22 protein-coding genes are annotated in these 20,999 nt (G+C 66.2%); 8 read left to right on the top strand and 14 right to left on the bottom strand.

Translation table 11 applies throughout. From position 1 onward, the window contains the following. Positions 1-31: 31 nt before the first annotated feature. Positions 32-403, bottom strand: a complete 372-nt coding sequence (locus KQH53_06200; protein ID MCB2226253.1) for a hypothetical protein — start codon at positions 401-403, stop codon at positions 32-34. 454 nt (positions 404-857) lie between these two features. On the opposite strand from KQH53_06200, the gene KQH53_06195 reads away from it, so the two are divergent. From KQH53_06195 to KQH53_06175, 5 genes are all read left to right on the top strand, one after another. Next, entirely contained in the window at positions 858-1,157 is a 300-nt protein-coding gene (locus KQH53_06195) for a hypothetical protein (protein ID MCB2226252.1), read from the top strand. Positions 1,158-1,312: 155 nt separating this feature from the next. Beyond that, positions 1,313-3,229, top strand: a complete 1,917-nt coding sequence (locus KQH53_06190; protein ID MCB2226251.1) for an aconitate hydratase — start codon at positions 1,313-1,315, stop codon at positions 3,227-3,229. A 452-nt stretch (positions 3,230-3,681) separates the two neighbouring features. After that, positions 3,682-4,851, top strand: coding sequence for an aminofutalosine synthase MqnE (mqnE, locus tag KQH53_06185; GenBank protein ID MCB2226250.1), 1,170 nt, complete (start codon positions 3,682-3,684; stop codon positions 4,849-4,851). Then, positions 4,851-5,930, top strand: coding sequence for a dehypoxanthine futalosine cyclase (gene mqnC, locus KQH53_06180; protein ID MCB2226249.1), 1,080 nt, complete (start codon positions 4,851-4,853; stop codon positions 5,928-5,930). Before mqnE ends, mqnC begins: the two co-directional genes overlap by 1 nt. A 254-nt stretch (positions 5,931-6,184) precedes the next feature. Then, entirely contained in the window at positions 6,185-7,384 is a 1,200-nt protein-coding gene (locus KQH53_06175) for an amidohydrolase family protein (protein ID MCB2226248.1), read from the top strand. Positions 7,385-7,680: 296 nt separating this feature from the next. Here KQH53_06175 and lepB read toward each other — a convergent pair whose 3' ends face one another. From lepB to KQH53_06130, 9 genes are all read right to left on the bottom strand, one after another. Further along, complete coding sequence (gene lepB / locus KQH53_06170) at positions 7,681-8,328, bottom strand: signal peptidase I (GenBank protein MCB2226247.1); 648 nt, start codon at positions 8,326-8,328, stop codon at positions 7,681-7,683. A gap of 88 nt (positions 8,329-8,416) precedes the next feature. After that, on the bottom strand, positions 8,417-9,070 hold the full coding sequence (locus KQH53_06165) for an HAD-IA family hydrolase (GenBank protein ID MCB2226246.1): 654 nt from the start codon (positions 9,068-9,070) through the stop codon (positions 8,417-8,419). An 82-nt stretch (positions 9,071-9,152) separates the two neighbouring features. Then, positions 9,153-9,314 (bottom strand): hypothetical protein, encoded by a 162-nt coding sequence (locus tag KQH53_06160; protein ID MCB2226245.1) that lies wholly within the window; start codon positions 9,312-9,314, stop codon positions 9,153-9,155. Positions 9,315-9,327: 13 nt separating this feature from the next. Beyond that, a complete protein-coding gene (locus tag KQH53_06155; protein ID MCB2226244.1) occupies positions 9,328-10,593 on the bottom strand; it encodes a molybdopterin oxidoreductase in 1,266 nt (421 codons plus the stop codon). Positions 10,594-10,611: 18 nt separating this feature from the next. After that, the gene (locus KQH53_06150; GenBank protein ID MCB2226243.1) at positions 10,612-11,454 is read right to left on the bottom strand and encodes a 4Fe-4S dicluster domain-containing protein; all 843 of its coding nucleotides are present in this window, start codon (positions 11,452-11,454) and stop codon (positions 10,612-10,614) included. A 13-nt stretch (positions 11,455-11,467) separates the two neighbouring features. Continuing rightward, positions 11,468-13,786 carry a molybdopterin-dependent oxidoreductase gene (locus KQH53_06145; protein ID MCB2226242.1) on the bottom strand — a complete coding sequence of 773 codons (2,319 nt, stop codon included), beginning with the start codon at positions 13,784-13,786 and terminating at the stop codon, positions 11,468-11,470. Between the two features lie 23 nt (positions 13,787-13,809). Further along, entirely contained in the window at positions 13,810-14,424 is a 615-nt protein-coding gene (locus KQH53_06140) for a cytochrome c family protein (protein ID MCB2226241.1), read from the bottom strand. Between the two features lie 238 nt (positions 14,425-14,662). After that, positions 14,663-15,097 (bottom strand): NUDIX hydrolase, encoded by a 435-nt coding sequence (locus KQH53_06135; protein ID MCB2226240.1) that lies wholly within the window; start codon positions 15,095-15,097, stop codon positions 14,663-14,665. 6 nt (positions 15,098-15,103) lie between these two features. Then, positions 15,104-16,042, bottom strand: coding sequence for an SDR family oxidoreductase (locus KQH53_06130; GenBank protein MCB2226239.1), 939 nt, complete (start codon positions 16,040-16,042; stop codon positions 15,104-15,106). Between the two features lie 163 nt (positions 16,043-16,205). On the opposite strand from KQH53_06130, the gene KQH53_06125 reads away from it, so the two are divergent. After that, the gene (locus KQH53_06125; protein ID MCB2226238.1) at positions 16,206-16,409 is read left to right on the top strand and encodes a hypothetical protein; all 204 of its coding nucleotides are present in this window, start codon (positions 16,206-16,208) and stop codon (positions 16,407-16,409) included. Next, the gene (locus KQH53_06120; GenBank protein MCB2226237.1) at positions 16,406-16,747 is read left to right on the top strand and encodes a cupin domain-containing protein; all 342 of its coding nucleotides are present in this window, start codon (positions 16,406-16,408) and stop codon (positions 16,745-16,747) included. The genes KQH53_06125 and KQH53_06120 overlap by 4 nt, the downstream gene beginning before the upstream one ends. Before the next feature lie 557 nt (positions 16,748-17,304). Here KQH53_06120 and KQH53_06115 read toward each other — a convergent pair. The 3 genes from KQH53_06115 to KQH53_06105 are packed head-to-tail and all read right to left on the bottom strand — an operon-like array spanning position 17,305 to position 18,708. Next, on the bottom strand, positions 17,305-17,895 hold the full coding sequence (locus tag KQH53_06115) for a molybdopterin-dependent oxidoreductase (protein MCB2226236.1): 591 nt from the start codon (positions 17,893-17,895) through the stop codon (positions 17,305-17,307). Beyond that, positions 17,892-18,281 (bottom strand): protease inhibitor I42 family protein, encoded by a 390-nt coding sequence (locus KQH53_06110; GenBank protein MCB2226235.1) that lies wholly within the window; start codon positions 18,279-18,281, stop codon positions 17,892-17,894. Before KQH53_06110 ends, KQH53_06115 begins: the two co-directional genes overlap by 4 nt. 4 nt (positions 18,282-18,285) lie before the next feature. After that, positions 18,286-18,708, bottom strand: coding sequence for a hypothetical protein (locus KQH53_06105; protein MCB2226234.1), 423 nt, complete (start codon positions 18,706-18,708; stop codon positions 18,286-18,288). A 175-nt stretch (positions 18,709-18,883) separates the two neighbouring features. Between KQH53_06105 and KQH53_06100 the strand changes: the two genes are divergently transcribed. Then, positions 18,884-20,035, top strand: a complete 1,152-nt coding sequence (locus tag KQH53_06100; protein ID MCB2226233.1) for a hypothetical protein — start codon at positions 18,884-18,886, stop codon at positions 20,033-20,035. Here the strand turns inward: KQH53_06100 and KQH53_06095 are convergent. Next, complete coding sequence (locus tag KQH53_06095) at positions 20,032-20,910, bottom strand: LysR family transcriptional regulator (GenBank protein MCB2226232.1); 879 nt, start codon at positions 20,908-20,910, stop codon at positions 20,032-20,034. The genes KQH53_06100 and KQH53_06095 overlap by 4 nt on opposite strands. Positions 20,911-20,999 lie beyond the last annotated feature (89 nt).

Below are 20,999 nucleotides of genomic sequence, written 5' to 3'. Positions count from 1 at the left end.
AGGAGGTCATGTATGGGGGGAGAAGGAAAGCTCAGCAGACGCCGGAGGTGCCGGCCCACAGGGCCTCGCCGCATAGGGAGCGCAGGCGGCTCACCAGGCCGCTAACGTCGGAGGACTTGGGAATCACCGAAAGGCCCTTGATGGCGGGCAGGCGACGGGCCCGGGAGGCCAGGAGCAACACGCCCCCGCTGTGCACCTGCCGCAGATGGTCCATCCAGTGGTCCAGGCGGCCGCCCATGGTGTCGAGGTCGGTCACCAGCACGTGGGCGGGGTCGCCTTCCATGATCCGGACCGCGCTGCGCAGATCCGGGCTTACCCGCACCCCGAACCCGGCCTCCTCCAACTCCTCGCGGTACAACCGCGCCAGGATGGCGTCACGCTCGACTATGACTACTCTCATCATGGTTTTTCCCCACTTCGATACCTGCGGAGGGGCGGGCATTTTCCGCAACATCTACGTAAAGCATCTGCAATAAAAACGCCAAACAGCGGGGGTAGCCTTATCAGGAACTTAGGTTCCTGAGAAACAAAGCAACTGACCGGATTTCGACACATCCGTTGTCGCTAAGCGGAAAGGCGAACAAAATGGCCCCTAAGTACGGCGAATCCACCACTGTCCGCATTTCGCCACATGTATCGAATCAGACATACCAAATTGGGCGCATCAAGGTCGACCGGAGCACCCCGAAAACGCCCTCTTCCCCGTCACCAAATTGTCACCATGATATAACTATCTGTTATTTCGCGTTTATTTTTAATTGAATCCTTGTGAGCATTAGAGACAACTTTTTGGCACCCGATTTGCTTAGTTGATTACCAATTCCTAAGAAGGACACCAAGCCAAAGGGGGTTATACAATGAGGCGCACGAGACGATCCCGAAAGCAGTTCGTTCCCAACATCGACACCGAAGCTTGGCTGGCCGAGAACCCCGGCGTGATGATCGAGTGCCCTGGTCAACCGGGCAAACTCCGCCTGACCAAGGAAGCCTGCGCCCGCCGCCACTTGGCGGCCAACGAGCCCCGCTGGGCCAAGATCGGTGCGGAGCCTTTCCATATTTTCGTATTCAAGATGAACCTGGTGCCCTGCCGCGAGTGCGAGGTGGGAGCCCAGAACGCCAAGCAGCTCAATCTCGAGGTTGCCGCCGAGGCAGCCTAGCTCTTCCTCCTGCAGTTGGGCGGGCGTGTCACCCCCGCGCCCACCCGGAGCCCGCGCCGCAAGGCGCGGGCTTTTTTATGGCAAGGCCCGGGGTTGCCATAGGGTTGCCCAGCCATTAGAATTGCGGGGCCATTTTCCCCACCTGGAGTAGTCGGATGCCCCGCACCCTGACCCAAAAAATCATCGAAGCGCATCTGGTATCGGGCGATTTCGCCCCGGGCCAGGAGATCGCCCTTACCATCGACCAGACCCTGACCCAGGACGCCACCGGCACCCTGGCGGCCCTGGAGTTCGAGGCCCTGGGCCTGGAGCGGGTGCGCACCGAGCTCAGCGTTTCCTACGTGGACCACAACATCATGCAGAGCGATTTCAAGAACGCGGACGACCACCGCTTCTTGCGCTCCATCGCGGCGCGCTACGGCCTGTGGTTCTCCCCGCCGGGCAACGGCATCTGCCACCAGCTGCATCTGCTCCACTTCGGCCGGCCCGGAGCCACCCTGTTGGGCTCGGACTCCCACACCCCGCATGGCGGCGGCCTGGGCATGTTGGCCATGGGCGCCGGCGGCCTGGACGTGGCCGCGGCCATGGCCGGGGTGCCCTTCTCCCTGCCCTGCCCCCAGGTGCTGGGCGTGGAGCTGCGCGGCGAGCTGATCCCCTGGGTGGGGGCCAAGGACGTGATCCTGGAGCTTCTCAGGCGCCTGAGCGTAAAGGGCGGGGTGGGCCGGGTGCTGGAGTACCATGGCCCGGGCGTGGCCAGCCTCGGCGTATACGAGCGCGCGGCCATAACCAATATGGGGGCCGAGCTGGGGGCCACCGCCAGCATCTTCCCCAGCGACGAGAACACCCGTGCCTTCCTGGCCGCCCAGGGCCGCGAGGAGGTGTACCAGCCCCTGGCCGCCGACGAGGGCTGCGCCTACGACGCGGTGGAGCGCATCGACCTGGGGGCCCTGGAGCCCTTGGCCGCCTGCCCCTCCAGCCCGGACGCGGTGCGCCCGGCGGGTGAGCTGGGCGAGGTGGCTGTTGAGCAGGTGCTGGTGGGCTCCTGCGGGGGCGGCTCCTACCACGATTTGATGATCCTGGCCAGCGCCCTCAAGGGCAAGAAGCTGGCCCCGGGCGTCACCCTGGGCATCAACCCCGGGGCGCGCCAGGCCCTGGCCCAGATCGCGGCCAACGGCGCGCTGAACGACCTCCTGGAGGCGGGGGTGCGTTTGCACCAGTCCGGCTGTCTGGGCTGCATCGGCATGAGCCAGGCTCCGGCCACCGGCGTGGCCAGCCTGCGCACCTTCCCGCGCAACTTCCCGGGCCGCTCGGGCACCGAAGGCGATCAAGTTTACCTCAGCGGCCCCCAGGTGGCCGCGGCCACCGCCCTGGCCGGGCATATCGCCGACCCCCGCGAGCTGGGCCCCGCTCCGGTGGTGCCTCCCGAGCCTCAGCTGCACCCCAGCGCCTTGGTGGCTCCCCCGGCGGACGGCAGCGCCGTGCAGATCCTGCGCGGGCCCAACATCGCGCCCTTCCCCGAGCTGGACGCCCTGCCCGAGGACCTGAGCTGCATCGTGACCCTCAAGGTGGGCGACAACATCACCACCGACCACATCATGCCCGCCGGGGCCAAGATCCTGCCGCTCAGGTCCAACGTGCCGGCCATCAGCGAGTTCGTGTTCGCGGCCCTGGACGAGAGCTTTGCCCAGCGCACCCAGGCCGCCGGAGCGGCAGTGGTGGTGGGCGGCGAGAACTACGGCCAGGGCTCCTCGCGGGAGCACGCCGCCCTGGGGCCGCGCTATCTGGGGGTGCGGGCCAAGATCGTCAAGAGCTTCGCGCGCATCCACCGGGCCAACCTGATCAACTTCGGGGTGGTGCCCCTGGTGCTGGCCGATCCAGGCGACTACGACCGCCTCAGCCTGGGCCAGCGCATTGAGCTGCCCGGCCTGAAAAAGGCCCTGCTTGATGGCGTGGAGAACTACGAGGCCCTGGTGGACGGCGCCCCACTGAGCCTGATCATCTCGGCCAGCCCCCGCGAGCGCGAGATTCTGGCCCTGGGCGGTCGGCTCAACTACATCAAGAGCCAGCTGTAAGAGAAAGAGAAGCGGGAAGAGGTTGGGAAGGCAAGAAGGGGCGACCACAGTTTGCCCCTCCCCTCGCTTCCACCTGCCGTAGCGCCCTCCTTGCGGGCGTAAGGCAGGCCCGCCCAAGGGTCGCCCTAGGAACCAATCAGCCGGCAGGCAGCCGCCCGCCCGGCAGCACCGACTATCGGCCCCTCAGCCCCGCCCCCCTATTCCCAACCCATCCTTCCTTCCCTTATCCCTGTACGGTCCCGGCCTTACATTCCCAAGCGGATCAAACGCTTCCCAGGTCTTGCCAGACCGGGCGCTTAGTATTACAATCCCCCCATGCGGCCCGGCCCGTGCCGGGTTTTTTGCGCCCCCACGAATGACCAGGTGGTCATACGGGGCCGACCCGGTTCGCGCCTGTTTTTTGCACCCGGTCATGACCAGGTGGTCATTGGCCCCAGGCATCAGAGGAAGCCATGCCTCCCAGCGTCAGCCACGCTCACGACACCAAAGCCACGCCCCTGGCCCAGCCCCTGCCGCCCCTGGAGCCGGACCTCGGTCTTATCAGCGACGAGGCCCTCAAACCCCTGGCCGCCAAACTGGCCGCCGGCGAGCGCCTCGGCTTCGACGACGGCGTCACCCTGCTCAACAGCCAAGACCTGGTGGGCCTGGGCGCCCTGGCCCATCCCGCCCGTTTGGCCAAGAACGGGCGCAAGGCCTATTACGTCATCAACCGGCACATCAACTACTCCAACGTGTGCGTGAACAAGTGCTCCTTCTGCGCCTTCTGGCGCGACGACGACCAGGAAGGGGCCTATCTGCTCAGCCCGGAGGACGCCGCCGCCATGGCCGCCGAGCACCCGGGCCTGGACCTGGCCGAGCTGCACGTGGTGGGCTCCTGCCACCCCAGCCTGGGCCTGGACTACTACCTGGACCTGCTGCGCGCCATGAAGCGCGCCCGGCCCCGCGCCGCCATCAAGGGCTTCACCCCGGTTGAGATCGCCCACTTCGCCGAGCAGTCCGGCCTCACCCCGGGCCAGGTGCTGGACCGGCTCATCGAGGCGGGCCTGGCGGCCATGCCCGGCGGCGGGGCCGAGGTGTTCAGCCCCCGGGTGCGCCAGAAGCTCTGCGCCCGCAAGCTGCCGGGCAGCCAGTGGCTGGCCATCTCCGGCCTGGCCCATGAGCGCGGCCTGCCCACCAACGCCACCATGCTCTACGGCCACATCGAAACCGCCGAGGAGCGGGTGGAGCACCTGCTGGCCTTGCGCGAGCAACAGGACCTCAGCGGCGGGTTCAACGCCTTCATCCCCCTGGCCTTCCACCCGGAGAACACCGGCCTGGACACGGTTCGGCGCACCAGCGGCCTGGACGACCTGCGCATGATCGCCACCGCCCGCCTCATGCTGGACAACTTCCCCCACATCAAGGCCTACTGGGTCATGCTGGGACCCAAGCTGGCCCAGGTGGCCCTTAATTTCGGGGCCGACGACCTGGACGGCACCATCGTGGAGGAGCGCATCACCCACGCGGCGGCGGCCACCACGGCCAAGGGCCTCACCGAGGACGAGCTTCGCCACATGATCGAGGCGGCGGGCTTCGCCCCGACCCGGCGCGACTGCTTCTACAACAGCCTGGAGACTGCCTGATGCCCGCCGCGCTCAACGATGCCCTGCGGACCGCCGAGGCCGGCCGGCGCCTTAGCCCGGAGCAGGCCCTGACCCTGCTGGAGGAGGCCGAGTTCCTCGCCCTGGGCCGCTTGGCCCACGCCGCGCGTCTGCGGGCCAACCCCGAGCCGGTGGTCACCTACGCGGTGGACCGCAACATCAACACTACCAACGTGTGCACCTCGGGCTGCCGCTTCTGCGCCTTCTACCGCCCGCCGGGCGACGCGGAAGGCTACGTGCTGACCCGCGAGGAGCTGGGCCAAAAGATAGACGAGACCCTGGCCCTGGGCGGCACCCACATCCTGATCCAAGGCGGCCTGCATCCCCAAATCGGCGTGGCCGCCACCTGCGACAGCTTCCGCTTCATCAAACAGCACCACCCCATCCACATCCACGGCCTGAGCCCGCCCGAGGTGGTGCACATGGCCGCCCTGGACGGCCTGAGCATCCCCGAGGCCCTGGAGCGCCTGCGCGAAGCGGGCCTGGGCTCCATCCCCGGCGGCGGGGCCGAGATCCTGGTGGACCGGGTGCGCGGGCTCATCGCGCCGGGCAAGTGCAACACCGACGCCTGGCTGGGAGTCATGGCCGATGCCCACGCCCAGGGCATGAGCACCACGGCCACCATGATGTTCGGCAGCGTGGAGACCCCGGCCGAGCGCATCGAGCATCTGGAGCGGGTGCGCGCCTTGCAGGACGAAAGCTTGGGCAAGGGCAAGGGGGCTTTCACCGCCTTCATCCCCTGGACCTTCCAGCCGCCCCACACCGCGCTGAGCCACGTGTCACCGGCCACTGCAGTGGACTATCTGCGCATGTTGGCGGTGAGCCGCCTCTACCTGGACAACTTCCCGCATTTGCAAGCCTCGTGGGTCACCCAGGGCGCGGCCATCGCCCAGACCGCCCTGGCCTTTGGGGCCGACGACCTGGGCACCACCATGATCGAGGAGAACGTGGTGGCCGCCGCGGGGGTCAGCTTCCGCTTGCCCCGCGAGGAGCTGGTGCGCCTGGCCGAAGAGATGGGCTACCGTGCCCAGCAGCGCGACGTGTTCTACAACCCGGTGTAGAGCTGGGCCAGAGGAAAAGAAGGCTGGTAAAAAAGGGCTGGCTTCGGCTACCAGCAATCCTCACCCGAATAAAAACCACCTTGTCGTTGCGAGCGCAGCGAAGCAATCTCTGTGGCGGCTAAGGCCGGTAGCTATAGTAGCGGCCCACTAGCGGCCTGACGCCACATCGCCCTACCCTACTTTTTCCCAACCTCTCTGCTTTGCTGCTTCAAACTCCTTTGCCATCCCTTGCTCAGCCCGCTATAACTGCACTCATGCCTAGCGCCCCCCATACCTTCACCGCCCGCTGGGTGTGGACCGGCCCCGGCCGCCTGGTGCCGGGCGCGGCGGTCACCCTGCAAGACGGCTTCATCACCAGCCTGGAGGCCCGCCCCCCGCGCGGCGCGGCCATTACTGACCTGGGCGAGGGCCTGCTCCTGCCCGGCCTGGTCAATGCCCACACTCATCTGGAGCTGTCGGGCCTGGCCGGGCTGGTCCCGCCGACTGGCGACTTCGTGGGCTGGCTGGAGCAGATGGTCTTGCAGCGGCCCGACACCCTGCGCATCAACGGCGCGGAAGCCACTGCCTCGGCGGTGGCCGGGCTGGCGGCAGACGGCACGGCCCTGGTGGGGGACATCACCAACACCGGCAAGGCGGCCCCTGCCCTGGCCTCGGCCGGGGTGAGCGCGGTGAGCTTCTACGAGGCCCTGGGCGCGGCCAAGGCCGAGCCCCCCGAACCCGAGGCCGTGTGGCGCGGTCCGCTGCTCAGCGAAGCGGCGGTGGCGGCTCATGCCCCCTACTCCGTGCCCACCGCTCGTTTGGCCGCGCTCAAGGCGCGGGCCGGGGCGCTGCCTTTTTGCATGCATCTGGCCGAGTCCCTGGCCGAGGTGGAGTTCCTGGCGGGCAGCGGCCCGGAGGGCGCGCGCTTGGAGGAATTCTTGTTGGAGCGCGGCCTTCGGCGCGAGGCCCTGAACCTGGCGGCGGATACGCCCCTGGGCCAGGTGGAGGCAGCCAAGGCCCTGGACGCCAACACCCTCTTGGTGCATGGTGTCCAGCTCACCCCCAACGAGGGCGAGCGCATCGCCGAGGCCGGGGCCAGCCTGTGCGTGTGCCCCCGCTCCAACCTGGGCCTCACCGGAGCCATCGCACCGGTGGAGGAGCTTCTGGCCGCGGGGGTCAACCTGGCCCTGGGAACCGACTCCCTGGCCTCGTGCCCCAGCCTGTCCCTGTGGGCAGAAATGGCCCTGCTGGCCTCGGCCAAGCCCAACCTAGCGCCCGAGGCCATCCTGGCCATGGCCACCCTGGGCGGGGCCAAGGCCCTGGGCCAGGCGGGACGCTTCGGCGTGCTGGCTCCGGGCGCGGCCGGGCCCCTGGCCTTCGTGCCCTTGCCGGAGCTTGCGGAGAGCGAAGTCATCGCGGCGGTGGTGCACGGCGAGCACGCCGGGCCGCCGCGCGGTGTGGGGCGGGTGGGTTGAGAGAAAAGGAAAAGAGGTTGGGAAGGTAAAAAAACGAGGCGCGCCCTACTGGTGCTCCCGGCATGGTCCGCCGCCGCGAAGCCCCCAAAAGCCGCCTCCCGACTGCGCTACGCCCCGCGTTATGCGCGGCCACATCTACCGCACGCCCGCCATCTTCATTCAAAACCAATCTTCAAGCCTCGCCGCGAAACCGGGACCCAATCGAGCCTTTCCACCCTCCCCCTATTCCCAACCCAAATAAAAACGGGCCCGCCCTGTTTGGGCGGACCCGAATATTTCTCAAACCTTCGCTAGGCTCAGTGAAGAATTTTTCCGATTCGGTTCCACCTGACCCCGAACCCCTGATCGGTCCACGACCAATAGATGATAAAGGCCTTGCCCAGGATGTCCTCCCGAGGCACGAAGCCGCCGCGCCCGCCGAACCAGAAGCGCGAGTCATAGGACTGGTCGCGGTTGTCGCCCATCACAAAGTAATGATCCTTGGGCACGGTAACCGGGCCGTAGTTGTCCCGAGGCTGCACGCCCGAGGGCAGCACCACCTTGTCGGTGAAGTGGCCCCAGTGCTCGTCCAGCTTCTTGCCGTTGATGTACACCGCCTTGTTGCGCACCTCGATGCTCTCGCCGGGCAGGCCGATGATACGCTTGATGAAGTCCTTGTCCTTGTCCTCGGGGAAGCGGAACACCACGATGTCGCCGCGCTCCGGGTTGCCGATGGGGATAACCACCACGTCGCTGAAGGGCAGCTTGAGCCCGTAAGAGGACTTGCTCACCAGCAGGTGGTCACCGATCAACAGGGTGGGCTTCATGGAGCCGGAGGGGATCTTGAAGGCCTGCACCCCCCAGGTGCGGATGATCAGGGCCAGGACCACGGCCCAGAGCAGGGCCTCGAGGTAATCCCGGAATACCGACTTTTTCTTCTTTTCCGAGCGGCGGCGGATAAACACTAGAGGCTCCCAGTGGTTGCGAAAGCGGATAACTAGCGGGAAAGCATATCCCTTGGGCACCGCCGGGGCAAGCCCCCTTTAGGCGCGCCTAATCCAGGCCCAGAAGCCGGGGCAAGAGGCCCAGGTCGTCGATGTGGGCCCAGGCCTCCAGCTCGGGATTGCCGAAGGACACCAGGCGCGCCCCACAGGCCCGGCACAGCCCCTCGTCGGTGGTGCTGTCGCCCACGTAAACCACCTGCTCCACTCCGAGGCCCAGATCCTCCAGCACCTGGAACATCATGGCCGGGTCGGGCTTGGCCGCGCCCGAGGTAAGGGGCGTGGCCACCGAGTCGAAAAGCTCCAGCAGGCCGAAGTGGGCCAAGGCGTCGTGGGCCGTGGCCGTGCGGTTGGTGGCCACCGCCACCCGGCAGCGGGTGTGCAGATGCTCGATCACCTCGCGGGCGTGGGGGTAGAGCTGGAGCAGCTTGAAAAAGGGGCGGCTGTCCATGGTGCGCCAATAGGCGTGGGCCCGCTCGATCTCTTTTTCGTAGTCCGCGCCCAAAAGGGCCCGCATGGAGCCGTCCATGGCCTCGCGGTGGATGATCTGGGCGAAGCGCTCGGCCACCGGCTCGCGGCCCAGGTATTCCAGGATGTGGTTGTAAAAGGCGATGTTGGCCGGCAGGGAGTCGAAGATGACCCCGTCCAGGTCGAAGACCACCGCCTTGAGCCCTTGGGGCGGCTGGGGGAATTGCGCTCTGCTCATGGTGTCCAAAACGAGGCGGGGCCGCAAAGGGCCCCGCCGTTGGTTCGTGTTTGTCGGGCCCGTGGGCCCCGCCGCGCGACGGTTAGTGGTCCGGGGTGTGAATATGCCCGGCCCAGAGGTCCAACATGGTCTTCAGTATGGTCAGGGTAAGGGTGCCCATGACCACCGAGATGATTCCGTAGAACAGGCCGAAGAAGATAATGTGGCCGATGTCCCACACCCATTCGTAGGCAAAAGGAAACATGGTCTAGGCCTCCTTAGTCGTCGTTCAGTTCCGGCTCCTGCGGGAAGACCGGCAGGTAGCGGTAGGCCAGCATGTAAACCAGCAGCCCGAAGCCCAACACCAGCGAGGCGATGCCCCACTCCTGCCAGGAAGGCAGGTAGGCGTAGAACTTCTCGAAGGGCAACACCGGCAGGGCCAGCGACTGGATGGTGAAGATGAAGCGGTTCAGGGCCACCCCGGTGCAGGTCATGAGCATGGCCAGGAACAGCAGGCCGTAGCTCTCGCGCACCTTTTTCTGCAGGAGCATGAGGGCGGGCAGCCAGCCGAACAGGCCCAGCTCGAACCACATGAGCCAGTAGCCGTAGGGGTTGTGGTACATGTCGTCCATGGTCAGGCCCATGGAGGGCAGCTTGACCCAGGCCCACCAGGCGGTGTCCGCGCTCTTGACCACCATGTAGGAGACCAGCAGGGAGCCGCTGATCTTGCCCATGAGCATCTTCACCTTGTGGGTGGTCAGCTTGCGGCCGCTGATCTTCTCGGTGAGCATCACGATCATGGTGGTGAAGCTCGGGCCGGCGGCGATGGCGCTCCAGATGAACAGGAAGAAGGTCCAGGGCCAGATGCCGATGCCGCCGCGGGCCGCGAAGGGCCGCGCGTAGAGCACGCCGAACATGCCGCCCAGGGAGCCCTGGTGGAAGAAGCTCAGGAAGGTGCCCGCCGCGGCGAACACGATCATGATGGTGTGCAGGTTGTGGCTCATGGTGCCGAACTCGGGCACCCGGCTGATGCGCTTGTTGTCCAACACGGTGGGCAGAAGCTCGATGGTCAGCACAATGGCGTAGGTGGTGATGCAGAACATCACCTCGGTGAGCATGGAGTGCACGTTGGCGTGCCAGAAGCCGAACCAACCGCGGATAGGCTGGCCGATGTCGATGCCCAGCATCAAAATGGCGCCCACGTAGCAGATGAAGCCGATCAAGACCGCCGCGTTGACGATGGGCTTCAGCTCGGTCTTGCCTACCACGTAGTTCAAAAAGCTGGTAAAGAACGCGCCGGCTCCCAGGGCGATCACGGCCAGGTCAACCACGATCCACACGCCGAAGGCGAAGTAGTCGTTCATGTTGGTCTGGTTGAGGCCCAGGGCCAGGCAGAGCACCGCGCCCACCGTGAAGTAGCCCAGCAGGGTCAGGGGCAAGCCCAGCCAGAACAGGAAGATCTCGGGACGGCAGCGCTTGACCCCCTTGGGGTGCCAGGACTGGTCGTCCGCGTACTTGGGTAGATCGTCAAACCATCTTCTCATAGCTGTCCTCGCCTATCCCTAGTGGCCGCCGCCAGCGGCAGCCTTGGCCAGCTTCTTATGGCGGGTGACGTAGTTATCGGCCATCTTGCGCACCCACTCCCGCTTGGACATGTAGTAGACCTTGGGATCGGTGTGCAGACTCTCCAACAGGCGGAAGGTATGCTCGCTGGAGATCAGCTTATGAACCTTGTGCTCGGGGTTCTGCAGCTGGCCGAAGGTGATGGCCCCGGAAGGGCAGGCCTCGGTGCAGGCGGTCTGGTAATCCATCTCGCCGACCTCGCTGCCGTCCACCAGAGCCTTGTTGCGGGCCCGCTGGTAGCGCTGGTAGCAGAAGGTGCACTTCTCGACCACGCCGCGCATGCGGGGGCTCACAAAGGGGCTCAGGGCCCGGGGAGTGCCCTTGGGCCAGGGCACGTCGTACCAGTTGAAGTATCGCGCGTGATACGGACAGGCCGCGACGCAGTACCGGCAGCCGATGCACCGGGTGGGGATCTGGCTTACGATGCCGGTCTCTTCGTCATAGTCGGTGGCCGTGGCCGGGCACACGCTCACGCAGGGGGGATGCGCCTCGGCGTCCACCAGGGGGTCTTCCTGGAAGAAGGCCTGGCCCGGGGTGCCGGACTTGCCGCCCTGGCAGTGCATGCAAGGCCGGGGAATGAAGGCCACCTCGGTGTCCGGGAAGGACTTGCCGTTGTCGATCTGATAGACCCGCAGCCAGGTGATGGAGCGGATCTTATCGGTCTCGTCGTGCAAGACGCCTATGTTGTTTTCGCTCATGCAGGCCACCGAACAGGCACCGCAACCGGTGCACTTGTCCAGGTCGATGACCATGCCGAACCTGATTTTGTCTTTGTTCCACATAGCTATTGCACCCCTAAACCTTCTCGACGCTGACCGCGGTCAGCTCCCAGATGGGCAGGCCGCTCATGGGATCGGAGGTGACCTTGGCCGCGCCGTTGAAGTTCATGCCCTTGCCGGCCACCTGGAACCCGAAGGCATCGTGGCCCAGGCCCACCGGGACGAAGACCATGTCCGGGGCGGCTCCCTCGAACAGGTGCACCTTGGCGGTGACGCTGCCCTCGGTGGAGTCCACCCGGACCATGTCGCCCTCGTAGATGTGCAGCTCATGGGCCGTGGAGGGGTTCATCTCCACCACCAGCTTGTCCTTGTCCGCCAGCATGGTGTCGGGCAGAACCTTGACCATGTAGGGGGTGGTGGCGTCGTCGCCCCAGGTGGTGCGCAGGCTGGGTACCGCCTGCATCACCAGAGGCATGCCCGTGCCCAAATCGGCCAGGGCGGCCGGAGCCTCCCAGTGGGGCAGGAAGGCCGCCTCCAGGCCGCCGGCCACGCCCATGGACGCCACCAGCTGGGCCAGGGCGGCGGGCTGCTTGGCCCGGCCGGAGAGCAGTTTGAACAGGCCCAGACTGAAGAACTCGAACTTGCCGCTGGGGGTGTTGAACTTGGGAGCGCCGTAGGCCGGCTTCTCCTGAATCCAGTAGCTCTGCTCGGCCAGCTCCTCGAAGTCTCCCATGGCCTCGGTGCGCGCGGCCAAGGCTTCCTGCATGCTCTTGTAGGGCATGGCCGCCGCCGGCTTGCCACCCAGGCGGGCGGCCACGGCCAGCAAGATGTCGCCCGCGTCCTTGGCCTCGGGCACCGCCTTGATCAGCGGCCGGTGGATGCCGTAGGAGGCGACCGGGCTGCCGTAGGGGGTGACGCTGTCGCCCCAGCCTTCCAGCCAGTGGGTGGAGGGCAGGACAAGGTCGGCCACCATGGCGCTCTCGTCCAGGAAGGGGGTGATGGCCACCACGAAGGGGGTCTGGCGGGCCAGCTTGTGCATGGTGCCCGCCGAAGGCCCGTTGTAGACGAAGTTGCCGCCCACCAACAGCAGGGTGTTGATGCCGTAGGGCTTGCCCTCCAGGGCCGCTTGGGCCAGGGCTTGGGGGTTGTTCTGGTCCAGGCCCTGGATCGGGCTGACCAGGGGCTGCACGTTGCCCGCGATGCCGGGGTTGCCCACCGGCTTCAGGGGGATGTCCTTCTGGATGATCACGCCGCCGGGCTTGCCGATGTTGCCCTTGAGTGCGTTCAGGGCCATGACCGCCATGTAGTCGTACATGCGGCCCGGTCCGCCGGAGTTGCCCGGCCCGAACACCGCCACCGCGCTCTTGGCCTTGGCGAAGCCCAGGGTCAGCTTGAGCAGTTTGCTCAAGGGCACCCCGGCCATGGCCGCCACCTGCTCGCGCGGGTAGTTTTTGAGCACATAGGACTTGAAGCCCGGGAAGTCGCCCTCGTCATTGAAGCCGAAGGAGTTTTCCACGGCGTTCTGATCGTAGAGCCCCTCCTGGATCATGATGGAGCACATGGCCATGGCCAGGGCCCCCTCGGTGCCGGGGCGGCAGGCCAGCCACATGTCCGCCTGGCTGGCGGTCACGCTGGCCCGGGACTCGATCTGGGCGAAGAACCCGGAGTTCTTGGGGTAGCCCCGCCAGGAGGCGAAGGCCTTGCGGGTGGCCACCGGGTTGCCGAAGCCCTCCAGCAGCGGAGTCCCGAAGGAGACCACGTAGTCGGAGTTGGCCAGGTCGAAGCCGAACTCGGTCTGGCCCATCATGACCAGGCCGGCCAGGGCAAGGGTCTCCCGCGCGTCCGGGGTGAAGGCCACGTTGGGCGAGCCCAGGGAGGCCATCAGCGAAAGCAGGAGCTGGCCGGTGGTGCTGTCCGGGTCGTGGCCCAGGGCCATGATGCCCTGCGCGTTGCCCTTCTTGACCAGATCGGCCAGGTTGCCGGCCAGCAGGTCCAGGGCCTCGGGCCAGCTCAGGGGCACCACCTTGCCGGTGGCCTTGTCGCGCATCAGCGGGGTTTTCACCCGGATGTCGTCGTTGTAGAGCAGCTGGAGGGCCGAGGCGTCCTCGGGGACCACGCCGCCCTTGCCCAGGGGATGGGCCGGGTTGCCTTCCACCCGGATGGCCCGGGTGCCGTCCACGCGGCCCTGCACCAGGCGGGTCTGCACCGCGTTGCCGGTCTGGGGGCTCACCGTGTTGGCAAAAGCCACCGCGCCGTCTTCGGGCACCGGCACCCAGGACCAGTTCTGGGTCCAGATGGTGGAGTCGTCCATGAGCTTCCAGACCAGGGGGCTGGCATGAATGCCCAAGACCCCGCCCACGGCCAGCTTGATAAACGCTCGTCTATCCCATTGCATAGGGGTATCTCCTTGGCCAGCGCCTATTTGTGACAGACGAAGCAGGCGCGGTTCACGCCGTTTTCGCTGTGGCACTTGGCGCAGTCATCCATCTTCATCCGGTGGGGCGGTCCGCTCAAACCGATTGGCCCCTTGCCCCAGATGTCCCGGCTGTAGCCCGTGATGCGGTTGTACTCGTAGGGCCTCAACTTGGTCGTCTGGCCGTGGTCGCCGTGGCAGCGAGCGCACTCGAAGCCGGCGTTGGCCGTGTGGGCCGCGTGCGAGAAGAACACGCAATCTGGCTGACGGGAGTAGACCAGCCAAGGAATCGGTTGGTTGGCCTTCAGGTATTTCAGGAAGGCGGCCTCGTTGGCGCCGTCGCCCATGGGCGAGTCTGCCTCGTGACACTCCATGCACGACTGAATGCTGGGAATGCCGCTGAAAGAGCCGTCCTCACGCAGGGTGTGACAGGACTTGCAGCTGTCACTGACCTGCTCCAGGTGCAGCTTGTGGTTGAACTGCAACGGCTGCGCCTTCTCGGCGTAGAGGATGGTGGGAGTAAGCCAGAACCCGAAGGCGGAGCCTACCACCAACCCCACGAAGAGAAGGATCCAGTCCGCTCGCGACCGTTGTTTCTTTCCTTGCTGGTGCGATGACATAGAACCTTGCCTCTGCTATTTGCTATAGCCTCAAACAAGCCTACGGCCCGGCCGCGGGCGCTTGTCGCCCCCGGTGGCCCAACTGATTGGTAATCAACAACCCTCCTGGCGCCCCCGGCGGGTCATTGTCCTTTTAGGCACAAATCCCGCCAAAACAAAAGTCCGCCGAGGACTGGAGCAAAATAGCAGCTAAGCCGGGGGGCTGTCAACAAAACATCCCGAGGAAATCGGGGAGAATTTACCCGCTGTTGGCCATCCGGGCCGCCTTCAGGATCACTCGCCGGGTGTCCGGGGTCAGGCCCAGCCCCTCCAGGCTCTCCAGGGTGGCCCAGCGGGCATCCGCCGCGTCGTCTCCCGCCCGGGGCTCCAGCCGGGGGCTGGAGCAGACAAAATCAATCAAAACGTAGTGATACTCCACTCGGCCCTCGGGGTCGCGCAGGATGCGCTCGATGATCTCCACCATGGGCCCCACGCTCACCGCCAGGCCGGTCTCCTCGGCCACCTCCCGGGCGCAGGCCTCGGCCAGGCTCTCGCCCACCTCCACCGCGCCGCCGGGGATGGACCACAGGCCCTTGGAGGGCTCGGCCCCCCGCTGGACCACCAGCACCTCTTCGCCACAGAGCACCACGCCGCCCACCCCTACCACGGGCAGGCTGGGATATCGCCGCCCCAAGACGGCCTAGCCCTCGGCCAGGACCGAACGGAAATAGTCGATGGTGGGCACCAGGCCCTCGGCCAGCTTGACCGCGGGGCTCCAGCCCAGGTGCGCGCGGGCCAGGGAGATGTCCGGCTTGCGCTGGGTGGGGTCGTCGGGGGGCAGGGGCAAATGCTCTATGGCGCTGGTGGAACCGGTGAGGCGCAGCACCTCCTGGGCCAGCTCCAGCATGGTGAACTCGTCGGGGTTGCCCAGGTTCACCGGCCCGATGAAGTCCTCGCCCTCCATCATGGCGATCATGCCGGCCACCAGGTCGTCCACATAGCAGAAGGAGCGGGTCTGGCTGCCCTCGCCGTAGACCGTGATGGGCTCGCCACGCAGGGCCTGCACCGCGAAGTTGCTCACCACCCGGCCGTCGTTCACCGCCATGCGCGGGCCGTAGGTGTTGAAGATGCGCACGATGCGCACGTCCACCTTGTTGGAGCGGTGATAGTCCATCATCAAGGTCTCGGCCAGGCGCTTGCCCTCGTCGTAGCAGGAGCGCAGGCCGATGGGATTCACGTTACCCCAATAGCTCTCCTGCTGGGGGTGCACCTCCGGGTCGCCGTAGACCTCGCTGGTGGAGGCTTGCAGGATGCGCGCGCCCACCCGCTTGGCCAGGCCCAGCATGTTCAGGGCCCCCAGCACGTTGGTCTTCACGGTCTTGACCGGGTTGTACTGGTAGTGCACCGGCGAAGCGGGGCAGGCCAGGTTGTAGACCTGGTCCACTTCCAGAAAAATCGGCTCCACCACGTCGTGGCGCACCAGCTCGAAATTGGGGTTGCCCAGGTGGTGGGCGATGTTGCTTTTGCTGCCGGTGAAGAAGTTGTCCAGGCACAGCACCTCGTAGCCGCGCTCCATCAGCGCGTCTATCAGGTGGGAACCGATAAAGCCGGCTCCGCCGGTCACCAGTACACGTTGCAAATCGCCTCCTCCTCGCGCTCGGCCGGGTGGTTTGGTTTCAAGTGGCCGCTACTGGCGGCATTATGTTCCAAGCTCGGTACCAGGTCAAGGCCGGGGGGGTCTTGCCGGGGGGGAAGGTCCGTGTTAAACATCTGACTATTCAACCACCTGCGCGAGGAACCTCATGGCTGGAGAATACTGCCGCAACCATCCCGACCGACCCTCGGTCGCCCTGTGCCAAAAGTATAGCCACGGCTATTGCGCCGAGTGCCTGGAAACCGACCCCCATTGCTCGGACCCGGACATCTACTGCAAATTCCGCGAGCAATGCGTGGTTCACTACAATTACAAGGAAAAGCAGCGAGAAATACGGAGGGCCCAATCATGAGCAGTTTCGCGCCGTACCCCGAGTTCATCAAATCCCTGCCCAAGGCCGACCTACCCATGGCCGGGATGACCGCCCACCTCATGGCCGCGCCCACCGGACAGGTGGTGTTCTTCGAGCTGCCCGCCGAAGCCTCGGTGCCCCCGCACAGCCACGGCGCCCAGTGGGGCATCGTGGTCTCGGGCAAAGTCGAGCTGACCATCGGCGGCGAGACCAAGACCTACCAACCCGGCGACTCCTACTTCATCGGCGACGGGGTGGAGCACGCGGCCAACGTCTTCGAGGACAGCCTGGTCATCGACGTTTTCGCCGACCCCAACCGCTACACCGCCCAGGGCTAGGCTTCCGATCGCGGCCTCCGGGCCGCCAAACCGAACGCCCGAGGGCGGGGCTTGCCCCCGCCCTCTTCTTTTGCGCCGCCCCGCGATTGCCCGACCTTTCGATGGCCCCCAATCCAGTAATAGGCAGTCATCGCGAAGCGCGACGGCCCCCAGGCGGGTAATGCAAAAGGCCCTCGCTCCCGCCCTGCGCGGGCGACGCGTGCTAAGTACAACTTCTCAACCAACCCCGCACCGCCTGCTCCAAGCAGAGATTGCTTCGCTGCGCTCGCATTGACAAACCGTTTTCTATGAACACAGGAAAGCAACCTACTCGCCGTCATCTTTCCCTTCCCTACCCTCTTCCTGCTTTCCAAATGTTCACCGCCCACAAAAAAGCGGCCCGGGATCGCTCCCGAGCCGCGCTTGTTTTTCTTCGTATGACAGACTGCGCCCGGCGCGGCCAGAGGTTCGTAGGCAAGGCGTCCGGCAAGCTTTAGCCGGAGGCGTAGCCTTTAGCTACGTCGAGGCTGGAGCGCAGCCGGCAACGCAGCATACGGGCCTCTGGATGCGCCGGCCTTTTAAAACTCCGTGACCTCGCCGCCCTGGATCGCCCGCCTCTGTCGCGTGTTGATATCCAGGGTGGTGCCGGGCTGGATCTCCGCCTCGCGGGGATAGCCCCGGTCCTCCCAATAGCCGCCCAGCATCCGGTCGCCGAAGGTGATGCCGGTGAGCCACTTGGCGCTCTTGTAGCCCCAGAGCTGGGGGATGAACATGCGCAAGGGCCCGCCGTAATCGCGCTCCAGGGGCTCACCCTCCACGGCGGTGACCAGCATTACCCGGGGGTGGTCCAGGTCGGCCAGGCTCACCGTGGTGGTGTAGCCTCCGCCGCTGCTGGCAAAGGTGGCGTGGTTGCTGCCGTCTTTCGGCTCCAGCCCGGCCAGAAAGTCGCGCCACAGCACGCCCTGCCACAGGGCCCGCACGCTGAAGCCGGACACCGAGGTGAGCCGGGCGTTGACCTCGCTCTGGGGAAGGGCCTTCAGATCGGCCAGGCCAAATTCGCGCGGGCCACCGGCCAGGCCGTCCACCGTGAGCCGCCAGTCCGCGTCGCTGGTGCTGGGGATGCCGCCCGCGGAAAAGCGGGGCATACCCAGTCGAGTCAAAACGCTCATCGCACTTGCACCTCCAGGGAGCGGCTCTTGGCCGGGGGCTTATCCTTTTCCCAGGGCCGCACGTAGTGCAGGCTGATCAGGGCATTGCCCGGCCCCATGGCCTGGAACACCCAAACCTCGCGCCCGCCCGCTCCGGCCAGGGGCTTGCCGTCCGGGCTCTTGGCCCCGGAAGGCACGTAATCCTTGCTCACCAGCTTGATCACCTTGGCCGGAGGCAAGGCGGCCAGCACCCACTGATAGCCGGTGGTGTGGTTGGCGGCCAGGGATACCTTGAACACCTGGCCCGTCTCCAGCACCAGGGCCTGGGCCGGCGGCTTGGCCGAGGCGGCCCCGCCCAAGGCCAAGGCCACGGCCAAAGCCAGCAAGCAAGCGGTCAGGACGCGCATGGCCCTACTCCGGGAACTTGAGGGTAAGGAGCTCGCCGCCCTTTTCCTTTTCAAGCTTCACTTTCACATCGAGACTGTCGTTGCGGATGCCAAGGGCCAGAAGCGCCTTGGCCTTGTCGCCCTCGGCGTGGACGATCTCGCGCACCGCGGCCAGCACCTTGGCCCCGATCTCGCCGCCCGGGGAAGGCAGGCCGCTGGAGCGGTACTTGGCCTGCACGGTCACCGTGCCGTCGTCGTGCTGCATCAGGCTAATCTTCTTGGCCCCGGCGTTGACGGCGTGCAGGGCGGCCAGGGCCAGCCACTTGAGGGCCGCCTCGTCGCTGTCCTGGTCCGAGACCAGCTTGGACATCTCCCCCAAGTAATCGGTGGTGGCAAAGCAGTCGCTCAGTTCCTGGACCTTCAGATGAAGGTTGCGTTTGTCTTCCATCTTTCCCGCGCTCCGGCTGAGAGTATTGTTGTCGTGCTATGTTTAAATTGTAAGGCATGCGGCGGGCCCGGAACAAATTGCAGCCCCGCCTTGCGCCATCTTTGAGGGGTGCTTATGTTTTCGCCAACCCGGAGCGGCCCGGGCATGGCCTTCCCCTTGCGAGGAACTCCCGCTCATGAACGAACCCATTCCCTTTGACCGTTTGCAATTTTTCATGGAGCAGTTGGGCCTAGACGCGGAGAACTTGGCGCTGCTGGCCCCGCATGCCAAGGCTTTCCAGGCGCACGGCGAAGATTTCGGCCGCCATTTCTGCGCCTACTTCCTGGAGATCGAGCGCACCCGCCTGATCCTGGAGCAGAACAACAACCTGGCCCAACTCGAAAAGATCCTGGCCCAGTGGTTCCGCTCCCTGTTCGAGGCCGACTTCGGCCAGGGCTTCCTCACCTACCTATGGAACAGCGGAGTGCGCCACGTGCAGCTCAGCCTGGATCAGCGCTTCGTGAACATGGGCTATGCCGTGGCGCGGGAGTATTGCCACGGGGTGATCCAGCAGGCGGTGCCCCTGGCCCAGCAGGAGCCGGTGGCCACGGTGATCGACCGCATGCTGGACTTCTGCGTGCTGGTGGCCACGGACTCCTTCATCACCATGACCTCGCGCTGCGACCGTTCCATGATCGAGGGCATCGCCCATCAGGTGCGCAACCCCATCACCGTGATCGGGGGCAACATCCGCCGCCTGCAAAAGCAGACCGACCCAGACAGCCCGGCCAGCCGCTCCTATGAAATGGTGCTCAAGGAGAACCAGCGCCTGGAGCGCATGGTGGGCGACATCGCGGTGTACACCGGCCTGTTCCAACAGGAGCCCTCGGCCCAGCGCTGCGAGCTGGCCGGTCTGGTGGAACAAGCGCGGGAATGGGTGGCCGCGCGGGGCTTGCTGGAGGGTGTGGAGCTGAGCCTGGCCCTGGACCCGGCCCACGAGGAGGTCATGGGCGACTGCGGGGAGCTGGGGCTTTTGCTGCGCTATCTGCTGGAGAACGCGGCCGAGGCCGTGGACCAAGACGACCCCCGGGTGCGCATCTCCAGCCGGGCCGGGCGCACGCCAGGGTTCGTGGAGATCGCCATCCACAACACCGGCCGCGCCCCCAGCCAGGAAGAGATGGAGCAGATGCTCAGCCCCTTCCATTCATCCAAGCCCATGGGCACCGGCCTGGGACTGCCCATCGCCGCCCTGGCCGCGCGGCGCAACCTGGGCACCCTGAGCCTGGGCCCGGGCCCCGAGGGCGGCGCCATGTGCCAGGTGGAGCTGCCCGCCCCGCCCGCGTCCTAACCGGCCAGCAGCATATCCGCCAAGGCCTGCTGATAGGCGGGCAGCTTGCGGCCCTTCTTCCAGAACAGGGCCAAGCGCTCCGAGGGCAGCAGGTGCTCCAGGGATAGGAACTTGAGGCGAGGCCAGCGCGCCGTGGCCCTTGGCTGGGCCACGGATGCGAAAGCCAGGCCCAGGCCCTGCTCCACCAGCGCCGCGCTCAGCTCCACGTTGGCCGACTCCAACAAAACCCGGCAAGGCCCGATCAACTCGTCCAATGCCTTGCGGTGAGCCGGGGCCGCCCCGGTTGGCGGCAGGATCAGGCGGTACGGAGCCAGGTCGCCGGGGGCCAGCTTCCCCCGCCGCCGGGCCAGGGGGTGGTCCTTGGGGGCCATGAGCATGGGCCGCACCTGGTGCCAGGCCCGCGCCTCCAGCCCGGCACTGGCCGCCGACAACAGCCCCAGACCCAGGTCCGCCTCCCCGGCCAGGAGCAGAGCCCGCGCCTCGGCCTGGGGCCGGTCCCACAGGCTCAACTCCACCTCGGGATAGCGCGCGGCGTAGTCCTTGAGCACCGGTGGGATCAGCTGCATCAGGGTGGTCAGGGGCGCGGCCAGGCGCACCCGTCCCAGCTCCCGCCCGGCCAGGGCGGCAAGGTCCTCGCGCAGGGCCTGTTCCTGCTGGGCCGCGTTTTGGCAAAAAGCCAAGAGGCGCTCCCCCGCCGGGGTCAGGCCCGCGTAGCGGCGGCCCGCCCGTTCCACCAATAGACACCCCAGCTCATCTTCCAGGGCCTTTATCTGCTGGCTCACCGCCGGCTGGGTGCGATAGGTGGCCCGGGCCGCGCCGGAGAAGCTGCCAGTGCGGGCCAGGTGCCGAAAGGCCGCGAGCTGCTGCGCCTCCATTAGCTTTCCTTATTTGCATGATTAGTTTTATTCATTTTTCTTATATTGCCGCCCGGCCTAGAGTCAAGGTTGTAAAACCCGAGCAAGGA

The organism is Desulfarculaceae bacterium (genome assembly GCA_020444545.1).
Classification (GTDB): Bacteria; Desulfobacterota; Desulfarculia; order Desulfarculales; family Desulfarculaceae; genus Desulfoferula.
The sequence above is the reverse complement of the archived record's forward strand: the minus strand, read 5'-3'. Positions and strand labels throughout refer to the sequence as shown.